The sequence below is a fragment of the Hyphomonas sp. KY3 genome (assembly GCF_017309975.1).
Lineage (GTDB): Bacteria > Pseudomonadota > Alphaproteobacteria > Caulobacterales > Hyphomonadaceae > Hyphomonas.
The window spans coordinates 1395111-1409629 of the sequence record NZ_CP022271.1 but is presented as its reverse complement, the minus strand read 5'-3'; the positions used below and the strand labels follow the sequence as shown (position 1 = coordinate 1409629).

Genomic DNA, 14519 nt, shown 5'->3' with positions numbered 1-14519 from the left:
GGGCGCTGGCATCGCACTGGCCGGTATTGTCAGCGGAAACTCGCTTGAAAGTCAAAATCCCCTGCCCTAGCCTCAACTGATGAGCAAAAACCCATTCCGCTATTTCAAGACGTCGCCTGAGATCATCCAGCTCGCGGTCCTGATGTATGTCAGATTTCCACTATCACTCCGCAATGTTGAAGACATGCTGCACGAACGCGGCATAGATGTGTGCCACGAAAGTGTACGGCTCTGGGTGGACAGATTTGGACCACTCTTCGCCGGCAAGATAAGATCTAAGCGTGCCTCTTACATGCGACAGACGCCCCAATGGGCACTGTCAGACTAAACGGGCTTGAGACTGCCCTGCCCCGAGCCTAGTCTCGGTCGCATGACCAAGAACCCATTCCGTTACTTCAACACATCGCCAGAAATCATCAGGCTTGCCGTGATGATGTACGTTAGATTTCCACTTTCGCTTCGCAACGTCGAAGACTTGCTTCATGAGCGAGGTATCGATGTTTGCCATGAGAGCGTCCGTCATTGGTGGAACAGATTTGGGCCGATGTTCGCGTCTGAAATCAGGAAGAAGCGATCTCACTCCATGCGGCAAAGCCCGCAATGGAGGTGGCACCTCGACGAGGTTTTCGTGAAGATAAACGGCAAGCAACACTATCTGTGGCGCGCCGTCGATCACGAAGGTGAAGTTCTGGAATGCTTCGTCACGAAACGCCGGGATCGTAAGGCTGCAATACGATTCTTGAAGAAAACGATGAAGCGATACGGCAACCCTGAAGTCATCGTGACAGACAGGCTAGCCTCATATCGCGCTGCTATGAAAGTGATTGGAAACGAAGCTCGACAAGAGACAGCGAGGTGGGCAAACAATCGCGCGGAAAACTCGCATTTACCGTTCCGACGACGAGAACGCGCCATGTTGAAGTTCAGGCAAATGCGAAGCTTGCAGAAGTTCGTCTCGGTCCATTCATCCGTCTACAATCACTTCAATCATCAGCGCAATATCGAACGAAGAACCAGGTTCAAAGATCTCCGCAATGTCGCCCTCGTTGAGTGGCGCCAACTTCTAACTGCCTAAAATCTATCGACTTAAGTAAATCGGAGACCGGTTCGCAATAGACTGACAGCACCTCGTAGGCAGCTATACTGTCTCCATCGAAGGCCAAGAGAATACGGGGCTGACGGCTTTTGGGGGACGCTTCCACCTCTTCAATCATAGTTTGAAGCGCATCGCCTGTTTGTCCCGACTCCACACACTCGAAGCGTAACATGCGCGTCCAAGTAAACGCGCCGTCTGCAGCTTTATCTTTCAATTTGGTGATCGTTGAGCGTGGGGCGCCGACGGCTTCCATCAGCGCCAAACCAAATTCGCCGCCCTCTGGCGGGTTAGCCGCCAGAACATCCAGGTTGGAATAAATTTCACCGGGGGAAAGCATGGATTAGTTGCCTCCCACTATGAAAGAGTTCTCTGACCCATCCGCGCCTTTGACAGTAAATCTGACTTGGTCTCCGAGCGCCGCCAAACAACGGGCCAATCGTTCCACGGAATAGCCATTCAGCTTGCCATGCAGCACTGCAGATAAATCAGGCTGCTTTAGCCCCATGCGTTCGGCTGCTTGAGTTTGTGTGAGCCCCGCGACGCTTATGCTGCGATCAATTCGCTCTGCGATCCAGGCTTTCAGATCTTGAGCATTGCCTTCTAAGGCTTCAGCGTCTGATAACAGACCATCATCATGAATGGGAAAAGAGCTCATGATCGTGGTATAGTCAAACCACTAAGATTCGTAAACGCGGTGCTTTCCGATGCTAAATTGGTGGCAATCCGAGGTTCTCACCAATCAATAAGAACCTCGTTATTGCGTGATCCTCGAACTAAGCCGCCGTCCTTTGAGGCCCCAATTGCGATCCTAGCAATTCAACCAGGTATCCACCATCTCGCAATGCTTCGGCTTTGTTGACGAGGTACCGCATCGCGCTTTTCATTGACCGTCCGCCCCATTCGGCTTTCACCGCCTCTTCTCCGTAGAGCACGACGGCAATTTCTCGCCGTGTCATGCCCAACGCCATGCAATCAAGGGCAACCAGTCCGTCGCGGAGCATTTGTGTGCCCTTGGACCAGAGCGGTGTTTCGAGGTCGGGGTCATCACCATAAATGCGCATGGCATCTTTTTGGGCCTTTAGTTTACGCTCATAGGCTTCCATATCGGAAATTTGCAACTTCATCCTTACAGGTTCCAATCCAAGAACTGACAGCCCTGTGCAACGAACCTGGGCAACACAGCCATTGCCTCGCAGCATTAAAAACTCACGCTGCGCACGATCAGTCACGTGTGTAATATCACAGTGGGGAACTGTACGGTCCCAGATATCGCAAGATTGACCTTCGGCGCGCGGGGTACAATTGACTTCCACTTGATCCGGAAACGCGGTTTTCAACCACACCGCATCAGCGTCGATTCCATTCTGATCGGGATCAGGCATGAAGACCAATCCCCATCGCGAGGCTAGTTTTTGCGGGACACGAGACCTTAGAAGACGGATACTCGCCTCACCGCACGGCCCTTTTAACTCAGATATATCGTCTTTTGAGTGCAGGGTAGCATCGTCACGAAAGTCCTCGTTTCGTCTCAGATATTCCCACGCCCACCGGTCCTGTGACATACGCCAGAGGTAGTTATATTTACCAAGCACCCCGCCTGCCTTTAGAGGATATTTTTTCATCAGCGCCTCCCGTATCAGGAGAAAAGCAGCAAGAATTGCGCCAAATGAATATCTGCATTCCCTGCTTAAGCAGAAATATTTCATCTAAATTATATACAGATATATAAACAAAGTTACGCGTCACTCACAAAATAGGTTCGCGCAAGACGCTAATTATCGCGATACATATTTAAACTCCATTATGCCGCCATATGTGGCGTCATGCCTGAATACGCCGCCCTAGGCCTCCATTTGTCGCCATTTCGACTCCCGTAAATTCGGTTCGCCTGCAAAGCTTCAATCACTCGCAAACGCCAAGTGACAGGAGCAAAACTCGATGGGCCAGACCCCGCACCACTCAGAAACAGACGCCCGCCGTAGCACAATGCTGCGCACGGCGTTCTGCCCGGTGGTGCGGGAAGCTCTTGAAGCTCCGGACACGATTGAGATCATGGCTAACCCGGATGGGTCAGTCTGGATCGAGACGGCTGGCATTGGCTTAGTTGTCTCCGAGCATACTCTCCCAGCCTCCGACCGCGAGCGGGTCATCCGCCTTGTAGCCTCCGGAGTGGGAGAAGCTGCAAACCGCAACTCCCCTATCGTTTCTGCCGAACTCCCCGGCAGTGGCGAGCGCTTTGAAGGGCTTCTCCCACCTGTCTCGACGGCCCCATGCTTTTCGATCCGCAAACCAGCGACAACGCCATTTGAACTCGGCGATTATGTTGACCAGGGCGCACTGGCCCCAGCGCTCGCTGAAGCGCTGAAAGACTCTATCAGAACCCGTTCCAATATTCTCATCGCGGGCGGGACCTCGTCGGGCAAGACGACCTTCACCAATGCCTTGCTCGCTGAGGCCGGTCTCAATGACGATCGCATTGTCATTCTCGAAGACACGCGCGAGCTTAAATGCGCAGCGCCGAATGTGGTTCAGCTGCGAACCCATCGCGGCAGCACAAGCTTGCAGGACCTTGTGCGCTCAACACTGCGCCTCAGACCTGACCGGATCATTGTGGGCGAGGTGCGAGGCGCCGAAGCGCTCGACCTGCTCAAGGCTTGGAACACCGGTCACCCCGGCGGCATCACGACGCTCCATGCAAATTCTGCATACGGCGCGCTTCAACGCCTTGAACAGCTCACGCTCGAAGCAACGCCCCGCGCGCCGTTCGACCTGATTGCAGAAGCGATCGACGTCGTCGTGTTCATGAGCCGCGCCGGTGGTCAGCGCCGCGTCGAAGAGGCGCTGCGCGTCACCGGTTTCAATGGTGAGGGCTATGACACCGCCCCGCTTGTTTCTCGTTCGCTTTCACTCGTCACAGAAGGAACCTCTTTATGATTCTCTATAATCAAATTCGCGCCGTGAACCGGACGGTTCAGGTCGCCGCTGCGATCGGCATTGGGCTACTCCTCGCGGGCCCCGCCCATGCGGCTGGTTCGGGCATGCCCTGGGAAGGCCCGCTGGATCAGATCCTGCAATCGATCGAAGGCCCGGTCGCCCGGATAGTTGCGGTTATCATCATTACCCTGACCGGTTTGACGCTCGCTTTTGGTGAGACGTCAGGCGGCATGCGCAAACTGATCCAGATCGTGTTTGGGCTCTCAATCGCGTTTGCAGCGACCAGCTTCTTCCTGACTTTCTTCAGCTTCGGCGGCGGAGCGCTGATCTGATGGCTGAGGGCTATGAAATCCCGCTGCACCGCTCGCTGACCGAGCCGATCCTGATGGCCGGTGCGCCGCGAAGCGCCGCCATCGCTATCGGGACACTGGCAGCAGCCCTCGCGCTCGGTCTGAGGCTCTGGATACCGGGGCTCCTCTTGTGGGTGCTTGGGCATTCCGCCGCCGTTTTCATGGCGCGGTCTGATCCGGATTTTATGGCTGTGGCCAGTCGCTCGGTGCGTAACAAGGAGCATCTGTCATGCTGAACCTGAAAGAATATGCAGACACGCCTACACTGCTTGCCGATTATCTCCCCTGGGCCTGTATTGTCGCGCCCGGTGTCGTCCTCAACAAGGACGGTTCCTTCCAGACTACGGTCCGCTATCGCGGCCCGGACCTGGACAGCTCGATAGACGAAGAACTCGTCTCCGTCATGGCGCGGGTCAATAATGGGCTGCGCCGGTTTGGCTCGGGCTGGGCGCTCTTCTTCGAGGCACAGCGCCATGAAGTGCATGATTATCCCGAAAGCGATTTCCCCGATGCGCTGTCCTGGCTCGTCGATCAGGAACGCGCGCTGCAGGCCGAAGAATCCGGCACAAGGTTTGAGAGTTCCTACTACCTGACAATCCTCTGGCTGCCGCCCGCCGATGCAACAGGCCGCGCCGAGAAGGCGCTGATCCAGCGCGCTGAAACGGAAGACGCCGCGACGTGGCGCCACCGGCTGGAGACGTTCCAGCAGCATGCGACCCGCGTCTTCGATCTGCTCTCCACCTGCCTCGCCGAAATCGCAAAGCTCTCTGACGATCAGACGCTGACCTACCTGCACTCGACCATCTCGACGAAGCGCCACCCGGTCTTCACACCCGAGCTTCCCGTCTTTCTCGACGCCATTCTCGCCGACGAACCTTTCGCAGGCGGACTCGAACCCATGGTCGGCGAGGCGCACCTGCGCACATTGACCATTCTGGGTTTCCCGGCCTCGACACTGCCCGGGATTTTGGATGAGCTGAACCGGCAGGGCTTCGCCTATCGCTGGGCCACGCGCTTCATTGCGATGGATAAGGCCGAAGCCGAAAAAGTGCTTGGCAAGAAGCGCCGTCACTGGTTCGCCAAGCGCAAATCGATCGGCGCGGTGCTCCGCGAGACCATGTTCAATGAACAAGCGGCGCTCGTAGACAATGATGCCGACAACAAGGCCGCTGACGCGGACGCCGCACTTCAGGAGCTTGGCTCCGATCTTGTCTCCTATGGCTATGTCACCACGACGATTACCGTCGCTGATCCTGATCCGCGCACCGTCGATGAACATATCCGGATCGCTGAGCGCATCGTGAATGGCCGGGGCTTCACCGCGATCCGTGAGACGCTCAATGCTGTCGATGCCTGGCTCGGATCATTGCCTGGTCATCCGTATGCCAATGTCCGCCAACCCATCCTGCACACGCTCAACCTCGCCCATATGGTGCCGCTCTCAGCGGTCTGGGCAGGCGAAGACACCAACAAACACTTGCAAGCCCCTGCGCTTATTCAGGCACAGACCGATGGCACAACGCCATTTCGGCTGAACCTCCACATCGGCGATGTTGGCCACACTCTTGTCGTCGGTCCGACCGGTGCAGGCAAGTCCGTCCTCTTGTCGCTGCTCGCCCTGCAATGGAAACGCTATCAAGGCGCTCAGGTCTTCATCTTCGATAAGGGCCGCTCGGCCCGCGCCGCGACGCTCGCCATGGGCGGCGTACATGTTGATCTCGGCAGCAGCAATGCCCCAAGCCTCCAGCCGCTGAAAGATATCGATACCGAACATGGTGCGAGCTTTGCCGCAGACTGGCTGGCAGGCCTCTGCACAAATGAAGGCGTCGCAATGACGCCAGACCTGAAAGCCCGTCTCTGGGAAGCGATTCAGTCTCTCAGCACTGCGCCTGAAACCGAACGCACGCTGACCGGCCTGACCCTCATGCTGCAGGACGACACGCTCAAATCGGCGCTGCATCCCTTCACCCTCGAAGGCCCGCATGGCCGCTTGATCGACGCCGATCATGAAAGCCTCAGCCTCGCGGACACGGTCTGCTTCGAGATGGAAGAGCTGATGCACGCGAAAGGCGCGGTTGCGCCGGTCATCACCTATCTCTTCCACCGGCTCGAAGCGCGGTTCGATGGCAAGCCCACGCTGCTCATCCTCGATGAGGCCTGGCTTTTCCTTGATGATCCGATGTTTGCCGCACGCATCCGCGAATGGCTCAAGACCCTGCGAAAAAAGAACGTGTCCGTGGTGTTCGCGACGCAGAGCCTTGCGGACATTGCCAATTCAAGCATTGCGCCAACCCTTGTCGAGTCCTGCCCGACACGGATTTTCCTGCCGAACGAACGCGCACAGGAACCGCAGTCAAAAGAGACCTATGATCGGTTTGGCCTTAATGCCCGTCAGATCGAGTTGATCAGCAGGGCAACGCCCAAGCGCGACTATTACTATCAATCGCCCCTCGGTGCGCGGGTCTTCGATCTGGGGCTTGGACCCATCGCTTTATCCGTTTGCGGCGCCTCCGCTCCAGAAGATCAGGCGCTGCTCGACCGTATATGGGCAGAAACCGAAGGCGACGGCTTCGCAGAATGCTGGTTCCACGAAAAGGGCCCGCCCTGGGCGGCCGAGTTGCTCGCACGCTGGCCCGGCCATGCGCTTGATGCGTCCAAACCCTTCCCACCCTCTCACGCCATCGCTGCAGAATAGGAGCCACACCGATGAAACGCCTTCTCCTCTCCGCTGCGCTCTGTGCTCTTCCAATCAGTGTAATTGTTGCGCCGCCTGCCGCTGCGCAATTGTTTGGCGGTGGCATCGTCTATGATCCAGCCAATCATACGCAGAATATTCTGACGGCGGTTCGGTCCCTCCAGCAGATCAATCAGCAAATCCAGCAACTCACCCATGAGATCGAGATGCTGGAGAATATGGCGCGTGATTTGGAAAACCTGCCCGATTCCATCGCCGATGACATTCTGCGCCGTATGCGCCGCATCGATGATCTCATGCGCGAGGCCGAAGGCATCGGCTATGGCGTCGAAGAAATCGAACGCGACTATGAAGTGATCTACCCGGAAGAATACGGTGAGACGCCGCCTGAACACCGGGTACTTGTCGAAGAGGCCCGCACGCGCTGGCGTCAGTCCCGCACCGCGTATCGCGAAAGCCTTCTGGTCACCGCAGAAGTCGTCTCATCCGCCCGCGCGGACTCAGAAAGTCTCGACCGCTTGATCGGAGACAGCCAGTCCGCCGTCGGCAATCTCCAGGTCCTGCAGGCGGGCAATCAGATCGAGGCGCTGCAGACCGAGCAGCTCATGCAGATGGAAGCCATGATGGCCTCACACTACCGCGCCGAAGCGCTGGAGCGCGCCCGCCAGCTTGCTGAAGCCGAACGTGGCCGCGCCCGGACCCGCAGCTTCCTTGGAGGCGACAGCTACTAATGGACGTCATCGACACCTTCCTGGCGACCTTTATCGCTTACATTGATAGCGGGTTCGGCCTGCTGGCGGGCGATGTCGCATATCTTACGACCACGCTGATTGCCATCGATATTACGCTCGCTGGGCTGTTCTGGGCGCTCTCCCAGAACAGTGATGTCATCGCGGGCCTGATCAAGAAGGTCCTCTATGTGGGCTTCTTCGCCTTCGTGATCGGCAACTTTTCGCTCCTTGCCAATATTGTCTTTGACAGTTTTGCGCAGCTCGGCGTGACCGCAGGGGGCGGGACCATGACAGCGGCGGACTTGCTTCGTCCGGGTTTCATTGCCGGGGTCGGCTTTGATGCGGCAAACCCGCTACTCTCCGAGATTAGCGACATGCTGGGGCCGATCTCCTTCTTTCATAATTTCATCATGATCGCGGTGATGTTCATCGCCTGGGCGATCATCATGGTGGCCTTCTTCGTGCTCGCCGTGCAGCTCTTCATCACCATTCTGGAATTCAAGCTGACAACGCTTGCTGGATTTGTGCTGGTGCCTTTCGCGCTCTGGAACAAGTCTGCTTTCCTCGCTGAGCGTGTACTTGGCAATGTGATCACGTCGGGCATCAAGCTGATGGTTCTCGCCGTCATTATCGGCATTGGCTCGACGCTCTTTTCCTCCGTGACCGATGCGTTCCGCACCGGCGATGATGTGACCCTCGCTCAAGTCATGGGCACGGTGCTCGCGGCCATTGTGTTCTTCTGGATGGGCATCTTTGCGCCTGGCGTTGCGAGCGGTCTCATCACCGGCGCGCCGCAGCTCGGCGCGGGTTCAGCCGCAGGCGCGGCTGCCGGTGTTGCGGCAGGCACATATGTCGCCGGTGCAGGTGGGCGCGCGGCGATTGGTGCAGCGGCGGGCGGCGCTTCAAGCGCCGTCAAAGCTGGCGCCAGCATGGCTGGTGCGGCGCGCACCTCATATTCCCTCGGCTCTGTTGCGTCTGGTGCGTCCGGCGTCGGCGCTGTCGCAGCAGGTATGGCAGGTATGGCCCGCGCGGGCGGAGACGCTGTGCGCCGTGCCGCAAGCAGACCCGCTCAATCCATGCGCGAGGCTTACCGCCGTGGCAGTCAAGGCGCATGGCGCGCGACCGGCGGCTCCGGAGGGGGCGATGCCTCTACGTCTTCTTCTTCAAGTTCAAGCCCGGGATGGGCGCGCCGAATGCAGGCTCGCCAGAATGCGAGCCAGGCTGGTCAGATGGCCGCTCACAGTCTTCGCGAGGGTGATCGCGGTTCCTCCGGCGCTGCTCCGCAACTCAATGACAAGGACGACTAAGCCATGGTCTTCAAACGATCTTCCACAAGCTATGGGCCAAGCCCATTTCCTGAAACGCCTTATCAGAAGGCGGGGCAAGTCTGGGACGAACGCATCGGATCAGCCCGCGTGCAGGCCAGGAACTGGCGGCTGATGGCGCTCGGCTGTCTCGGGCTTTGCTTTGTCACCTCCAGCGCGCTCGTCTGGCGCTCAATGCAATCGGCGGTCACGCCTTATGTGGTCGAAGTCGATGAGACAGGCGCGGCCCGCGCTGTGGCGCCAGCGACGGAACGCTACACGCCGACCGACGCCCAGATCGCCCATCACCTGGCAGGTTTTATCGAGAATGTGCGCGGGCTTTCCGTTGACCCTGTCGTCGTGCGCGAGAACTGGCTGCGAGCCTATGATTTTGTCACTGACCGGGCGTCCACCACGCTTAATCAGTACGCCCAGGAAAATGACCCCTTCGCCGATGTGGGTCGCAAGTCCCGCACCGTGGATGTGGTCAGCGTTGTACGCGTGTCCGATGACAGCTTTCAGGCGCGCTGGATCGAGAAGACCTATGAGAATGGCGCGCTCATGCAGGCGCAGCGCTTCACCGGCAATTTCACCATCATCACGCAACCGCCGACCGACGCAGAGACCCTGCGCGCTAACCCGCTCGGCCTTTATGTCCATGCCCTGAACTGGGGACAGGACCTCGTCACAGGAGAATGATCCCCATGTTTCGCTTAATCCTCGCCACATCCGCCCTCGCGCTCACCACGGCTTGCGCTACGACTGAACTCGAACCGATAGACGCCAGCGCTTTCGTCGCCGCGACGCCGATCGAAGACGACACCGACTATCCCGTCGAAATCGTAGAGACCGCCGTACCTCTGCCGCTACCGGGCCAGATGATGCGTGTGGGAGAGGTCAGTGAACGCCGCCGCATTACGCGCACCACTGTCAGCTCGTCTGCGTCGCCGCGCGAAACAATCGCGAGAGGCCGTGAAGGCGCGCTGATCGAACCTTCGGTCGATGGTTATGTGAACGCGATCCAGGTCTATCCCTATACTGAAGGCGCGCTTTACCGCCTCTATGCCAGTCCCGGCCAGGTCAGCGATGTTGCGCTTCAACCTGGCGAGGAACTCGTCTCTGTCTCTGCAGGTGACACGGTGCGCTGGGTGGTGGGCGACACAATCTCCGGCTCTGGCAACACCGCCCGCGCCCATGTGCTGGTCAAACCCATCTCATCCGGCATCCGCACCAATCTCATGATCGCCACGGACCGGCGCACCTATCACCTTGAACTGGAAAGCGTGGATGGCGGCTATATGGCCGCGCTGTCCTGGCGCTACCCGGCTGATGAGCTGGCAGGTCTTACCGCCCGAAATGAACGTGCTGTGGCCCGTGAAGCTGGCAGTATCGGAAACGGCCTTACGCTTGAGGGATTGAACTTCGACTACAGAATGTCTGGAGATAGTCCTGCCTGGAAACCGGTGCGGGTCTTCGATGACGGTCGTCAGGTTTTCATCCAGATGCCCGAAAACATTATGGCCACAGATATGCCGCCTCTCTTCGTGCTCGGCGAAGACGGCGACGCCGAACTCGTGAACTACCGTGTGCGTAGCAATTATTATGTCGTCGATCGGCTGTTCCGTGCAGCGGAGCTTAGGCTTGGGACAAGCAACCAGACCGTTGTGCGCATCTCCCGCCATGAACGCCGTTCGCCCCTTGCGGCGATCTTCGGGGGCTGAGGCGATGACCGAGCCCATTCCCTTTGATGAGCATGCCGAGCGGTTGAAGATCCGCTCCAGTCCGAAACCCGTGACGCGGATCAATCGCAAGGTGTTGATGGTGGGTGCTGGACTTGGCGTGCTCGCCCTGTTTGCCGCCATGAGTGTTGCGCTGAAGCCGCCAACCGCTATCGACCCGGACGCAAGGCGCGAGCTATACAACACAAAGAACACAAGAACGCCTGAAGGGCTTGGAACGCTGCCTGCCAGCTATAGCGACATCGCTCCAATAGAGGATCGCGCCACCCGTCTCGGCCCGCCGCTTTCAGGCGATCTCGGCGCGACCATGCTCCGCGCCGAACGGGAACTCGGCATCGAACCGGAATATGTCACGAGAGTGGAAGACGACTTCCGCCCAAACCCGGTCGATGAAGCCGAACGCGCCCGGCGCATGCGCGAAGCGGCGCTTGCCGATGAGGCCGCCCGCGCGCCCGTCTTTTTCCAGCTTCAATCGGAAACAGGCGGACAATCCGTCGGCGACAGCCGTCCTGCCTATCGTGACCCCGTACTTGATCTTGGCTCGGAACTTCTGGCACTCGCGGCCCTGCCGCAAGGCCCACCATCTGCGTTCGGCACGCCAGCAGATACCAATCTTCAAAGCCGCAAGCTCGCCTTTGCGAGCGAAGGCGCGGGCAGCGACATCTACAATCCGAACCAGGTCGAAGACCCAGCCTCGCCTTATCAGGTCATGGCGGGCACCCTGATCCCAGCCTCGCTTGTGACCGGCATCAATTCCGACCTGCCAGGTACAGTGGTCGCGCAAGTCACACAGCCCGTCTATGATACGGTCACCGGGCAATACGTCCTGATCCCGCAAGGCTCACGCCTCATCGGGCGTTACCAGTCCGAAGTCTCGTTCGGTCAGAACCGCGCGCTGGTCACCTGGGACCGAATCATTTTCCCTGACGGGTCGTCGATTGTGATTTCGGCGCCAGGTGCCGACGCGCAGGGCTTTGCTGGCCTGTCTGACCGCACCGATCATCATTGGGACCGCGTGTTTATCGCGGCAGGCCTGGCAACCATTCTCGGGGTTGGCGCTGAACTCGGCGCGGATGGAGACGGCGACATCGAACGCGCCATAAGGCGCGGCACGACCGACACAATCAATCAGGCCGGTCAGCGCGTCGTCGACCGCAGTCTCGGCATCCAGCCGACCATAAAAGTGCGCCCCGGCTGGCCGGTGCGCGTGGTTGTTACGCGCGACCTCATTCTCAGATCTCACTCATAAGGAGCAAACCCATGACCCTAAGACTTGGTCAATTACCCGACCGCACACCGGTCCGCATGAACCTTTCGGTTGATCCCGACCTTGCGTGCGCACTCAGCGATTACGCGGAAATCTACCGTCAGACTTATGGCGCAGAGGAAAAAGCCGAAGCGCTGATCCCGGCCATGCTGGAAAGTTTTCTCGGCTCGGACGCCGGGTTCAAACGGGCGCGCCGCGCTCTTCATGCCAATACAGGAGATTAGACCGATGGCACAGATTGGAACCTTCACCGCTAAGGATGGAGCCTATACCGGCACGATCCGCACCATGACCATCAACGTGAAAGCGCAGCTTGTTCCCAATGCGGACAAGTCAAGCGATGGCGCACCAGACTTCCGGCTGTATGCTGGTGGCGCAGAGCTGGGCGCAGCCTGGCGTCAAGAGAGTAAGGACGGCGAAACACCCTACCTGGCGGTCAAGCTGGATGATCCTAGCTTTGCCGATCCTGTACGGGCGGCTTTCTTTGAGAATGAAGCTGACGGAACCGGCGTGTTGGTCTGGAACCGACCAAGAGCGAACTAAACTCGGTTTCTCGTCGCCATGGCCAATAACATATCAGATACCTATTCCGATGACGATATTGAACGAGCGATGGCGACGGTCGCTCGAGTCATCGAACTCTATGGTGACAGCTATTGGCCAATTCTTGAGAGGCTGGAAAGCGAACTCGAAGACAGACGGGCAAAATCAGCCAGACTGAACAGGCACCTCACGCGCTTCCAAAAAAGGCACCGGTCGGTCAGAAACGACAGCCGAACCTCTGCTACCGCTAGACAGTCTCGGTTTACGATGGGTTGATTCAAAATCTCATCACTAGTTGCGCGGCAGAAATTTCCTAAAACCGGACATAAGATTTATCGGAATCCAAACTTGGGTGCTTCTCCCGGATAATCGTTGAGAAGCGCTTCATCGACTGGACGCATCCATTGTAACTTCATCGGTCATCCCCGATAGGAATGCACTTTGAGTATTGAATGGACCGCTCAGCCAAATCGGATACCTGGACGGTATCCTCCGCCGTGCTCTTGTTCAAAGTCCCACTCATAAACGATCAGAGATTTGAAGACGACCGAGAGTTGGCCGAGCACAAACGCGACAGCATTTGGTGCTGCGATATAGAGATGGAGCGTAACCGGAGAGCCGCGCTCCGCCTGGACCTTAGCACTCGCATTAATCGCGGCTTCAGCGATTGATAGGGCGTGAGACCCGTCGATGACCGCTCCTTGTGACGAGCCTGTCACGGGATAGACACTCACCCTCGCGACCGTCTCAAGACCTCGGTTTTGCAAATCGTGCGCGACTGCCTCGCCGATGTCTCGTGTAAGAGAAAGGTCTAAGACAAGGTCTCTGCCACGCCCACTGTCGTGAACGCGAATATCGCACGCGTCAGCGGACGCTCTCGCTGCTTTTGGATCAAGATCCCAGACCTGACGCTCGCCCGTACGCTGTTCAAGTGTCAGCTTTTTTCCGCATTTGACATTCAAGGCGCGCCCGGCTCCAACAGCGACTGAAAAATGTCCATCAATTACAAGATGTAGGCTGTCCACGTCGCGCGCGCCTTCTATTAAGTTCGATTTGATTTTCGGGCCTACTGCGTAGCGCCAATCATCCTCGTTTTTGATCTGGCGACGATCAAAATATTCGGTGAGGTCCAACAACCGATCAGTGCGCGTCACGATATCGTCAATCGGATGCATGAAAGTCCGGATGCCAATGGTGCGCGAGCGTTTGGAGTGTATGAACAGGTTTTCGCCTTCGCACAGCTCGCGCAGAATGGTTGGTGTAAACACACGCTTGCCCTGCTCATACCAACGCCAAATCAGATCATCGTAGACATAAGAGGCTGTTGAGCGCTCAATGGGTTTCAGCCCGACAGATTGAAACACCAAATTTACCTGCTCGGAGAGCGTTTCCAGGTTTGGTTGGCGCGTACTGAGAGCGAGGCGCGAAAGGATCGCCTCAAGCTCACCTTCGTCAAAATCTGCTGCGTTAGACCAGGCTTGACGGACGCGTCCCATTTTGGACGTTGGACCTTTTTTGTCGAACAAGCGATGGATAAGAATTTCGCCGCGTTCATTTCCAACGATTTCGCTCAACTGATCGCTCACGGCAACCTGCTTGGTGGACACCCACGTGAAACGGTCCGTTTCTGCCCCGATGCGCACGGCGTTCCGCAACCGCTCCATAAAAGTTACCGATGTCGCGCCAATAGCTTTTGGATCTATCAGGTCTTGGTGGGTGAGTTCACCTTGCCCGACATGCCATTTGCATTGAAAGTGCTCAGTTTTGATCCGGTTTCCTGTGTGATCGAATACGCCATCACCTCGATAGGTCACGACTACATCGTCAAAGCCTTTCGGCCCATCCTCAAACTGCACTGAA

Annotated in this window: 18 protein-coding genes; 14 read left to right on the top strand and 4 right to left on the bottom strand. The window is 57.7% G+C overall.

Annotation, left to right across the window (positions count from 1 at the left end; genetic code table 11):
• Nucleotides 1-79 precede the first annotated feature (79 nt).
• A complete protein-coding gene (locus tag CFA77_RS07050; RefSeq protein ID WP_371822981.1) occupies nucleotides 80-328 on the top strand; it encodes a hypothetical protein in 249 nt (82 codons plus the stop codon).
• Nucleotides 329-370: 42 nt separating this feature from the next.
• Nucleotides 371-1075, top strand: coding sequence for an IS6 family transposase (locus CFA77_RS07045; RefSeq protein ID WP_206992854.1), 705 nt, complete (start codon nucleotides 371-373; stop codon nucleotides 1073-1075).
• On the opposite strand, the gene CFA77_RS07040 is transcribed toward CFA77_RS07045, so the two are convergent.
• The 3 genes from CFA77_RS07040 to CFA77_RS07030 all read right to left on the bottom strand — a co-directional run bounded on the left by CFA77_RS07040 (nucleotide 1020) and on the right by CFA77_RS07030 (nucleotide 2802).
• Nucleotides 1020-1433, bottom strand: a complete 414-nt coding sequence (locus CFA77_RS07040) for a type IIL restriction-modification enzyme MmeI (protein WP_206992853.1) — start codon at nucleotides 1431-1433, stop codon at nucleotides 1020-1022. The two genes, CFA77_RS07045 and CFA77_RS07040, sit on opposite strands and share 56 nt — an antisense overlap.
• A gap of 3 nt (nucleotides 1434-1436) precedes the next feature.
• On the bottom strand, nucleotides 1437-1751 hold the full coding sequence (locus CFA77_RS07035; protein WP_206992852.1) for a helix-turn-helix domain-containing protein: 315 nt from the start codon (nucleotides 1749-1751) through the stop codon (nucleotides 1437-1439).
• A gap of 118 nt (nucleotides 1752-1869) precedes the next feature.
• Nucleotides 1870-2802: a DNA -binding domain-containing protein gene (locus CFA77_RS07030; RefSeq protein WP_206992851.1), complete on the bottom strand. Its 933-nt coding sequence runs from the start codon at nucleotides 2800-2802 to the stop codon at nucleotides 1870-1872.
• Nucleotides 2803-3034: 232 nt separating this feature from the next.
• Here CFA77_RS07030 and trbB point away from each other — a divergent pair, with 232 nt between their 5' ends.
• From trbB to CFA77_RS06975, 11 genes are read left to right on the top strand one after another with little or no spacing between them, the layout of a single operon-like run.
• Entirely contained in the window at nucleotides 3035-4030 is a 996-nt protein-coding gene (gene trbB, locus CFA77_RS07025) for a P-type conjugative transfer ATPase TrbB (protein WP_206992850.1), read from the top strand.
• The gene (locus CFA77_RS07020; RefSeq protein ID WP_206992849.1) at nucleotides 4027-4362 is read left to right on the top strand and encodes a TrbC/VirB2 family protein; all 336 of its coding nucleotides are present in this window, start codon (nucleotides 4027-4029) and stop codon (nucleotides 4360-4362) included. Before trbB ends, CFA77_RS07020 begins: the two co-directional genes overlap by 4 nt.
• Entirely contained in the window at nucleotides 4362-4616 is a 255-nt protein-coding gene (locus CFA77_RS07015) for a VirB3 family type IV secretion system protein (protein ID WP_206992848.1), read from the top strand. The genes CFA77_RS07020 and CFA77_RS07015 overlap by 1 nt, the downstream gene beginning before the upstream one ends.
• On the top strand, nucleotides 4610-7075 hold the full coding sequence (trbE, locus tag CFA77_RS07010; protein ID WP_206992847.1) for a conjugal transfer protein TrbE: 2466 nt from the start codon (nucleotides 4610-4612) through the stop codon (nucleotides 7073-7075). The genes CFA77_RS07015 and trbE overlap by 7 nt, the downstream gene beginning before the upstream one ends.
• Before the next feature lie 11 nt (nucleotides 7076-7086).
• A complete protein-coding gene (gene trbJ, locus CFA77_RS07005) occupies nucleotides 7087-7806 on the top strand; it encodes a P-type conjugative transfer protein TrbJ (protein ID WP_206992846.1) in 720 nt (239 codons plus the stop codon).
• Nucleotides 7806-9113 (top strand): P-type conjugative transfer protein TrbL, encoded by a 1308-nt coding sequence (trbL, locus tag CFA77_RS07000; protein WP_206992845.1) that lies wholly within the window; start codon nucleotides 7806-7808, stop codon nucleotides 9111-9113. Before trbJ ends, trbL begins: the two co-directional genes overlap by 1 nt.
• A gap of 3 nt (nucleotides 9114-9116) precedes the next feature.
• Nucleotides 9117-9809: a conjugal transfer protein TrbF gene (gene trbF / locus CFA77_RS06995; RefSeq protein ID WP_206992844.1), complete on the top strand. Its 693-nt coding sequence runs from the start codon at nucleotides 9117-9119 to the stop codon at nucleotides 9807-9809.
• A gap of 5 nt (nucleotides 9810-9814) precedes the next feature.
• Nucleotides 9815-10831: a P-type conjugative transfer protein TrbG gene (trbG, locus tag CFA77_RS06990; RefSeq protein WP_206992843.1), complete on the top strand. Its 1017-nt coding sequence runs from the start codon at nucleotides 9815-9817 to the stop codon at nucleotides 10829-10831.
• Between the two features lie 4 nt (nucleotides 10832-10835).
• Nucleotides 10836-12098, top strand: coding sequence for a TrbI/VirB10 family protein (locus CFA77_RS06985; RefSeq protein ID WP_206992842.1), 1263 nt, complete (start codon nucleotides 10836-10838; stop codon nucleotides 12096-12098).
• Between the two features lie 11 nt (nucleotides 12099-12109).
• The gene (locus CFA77_RS06980; RefSeq protein WP_206992841.1) at nucleotides 12110-12340 is read left to right on the top strand and encodes a DUF2274 domain-containing protein; all 231 of its coding nucleotides are present in this window, start codon (nucleotides 12110-12112) and stop codon (nucleotides 12338-12340) included.
• 4 nt (nucleotides 12341-12344) lie between these two features.
• On the top strand, nucleotides 12345-12659 hold the full coding sequence (locus CFA77_RS06975) for a DUF736 domain-containing protein (RefSeq protein ID WP_206992840.1): 315 nt from the start codon (nucleotides 12345-12347) through the stop codon (nucleotides 12657-12659).
• A gap of 461 nt (nucleotides 12660-13120) precedes the next feature.
• On the opposite strand, the gene CFA77_RS06970 is transcribed toward CFA77_RS06975, so the two are convergent.
• Nucleotides 13121-14155 (bottom strand): SAVED domain-containing protein, encoded by a 1035-nt coding sequence (locus CFA77_RS06970; RefSeq protein ID WP_206992839.1) that lies wholly within the window; start codon nucleotides 14153-14155, stop codon nucleotides 13121-13123.
• On the opposite strand from CFA77_RS06970, the gene CFA77_RS06965 reads away from it, so the two are divergent.
• Nucleotides 14138-14518 carry a hypothetical protein gene (locus CFA77_RS06965; protein ID WP_206992838.1) on the top strand — a complete coding sequence of 127 codons (381 nt, stop codon included), beginning with the start codon at nucleotides 14138-14140 and terminating at the stop codon, nucleotides 14516-14518. The two genes, CFA77_RS06970 and CFA77_RS06965, sit on opposite strands and share 18 nt — an antisense overlap.
• Nucleotide 14519: the final 1 nt, after the last annotated feature.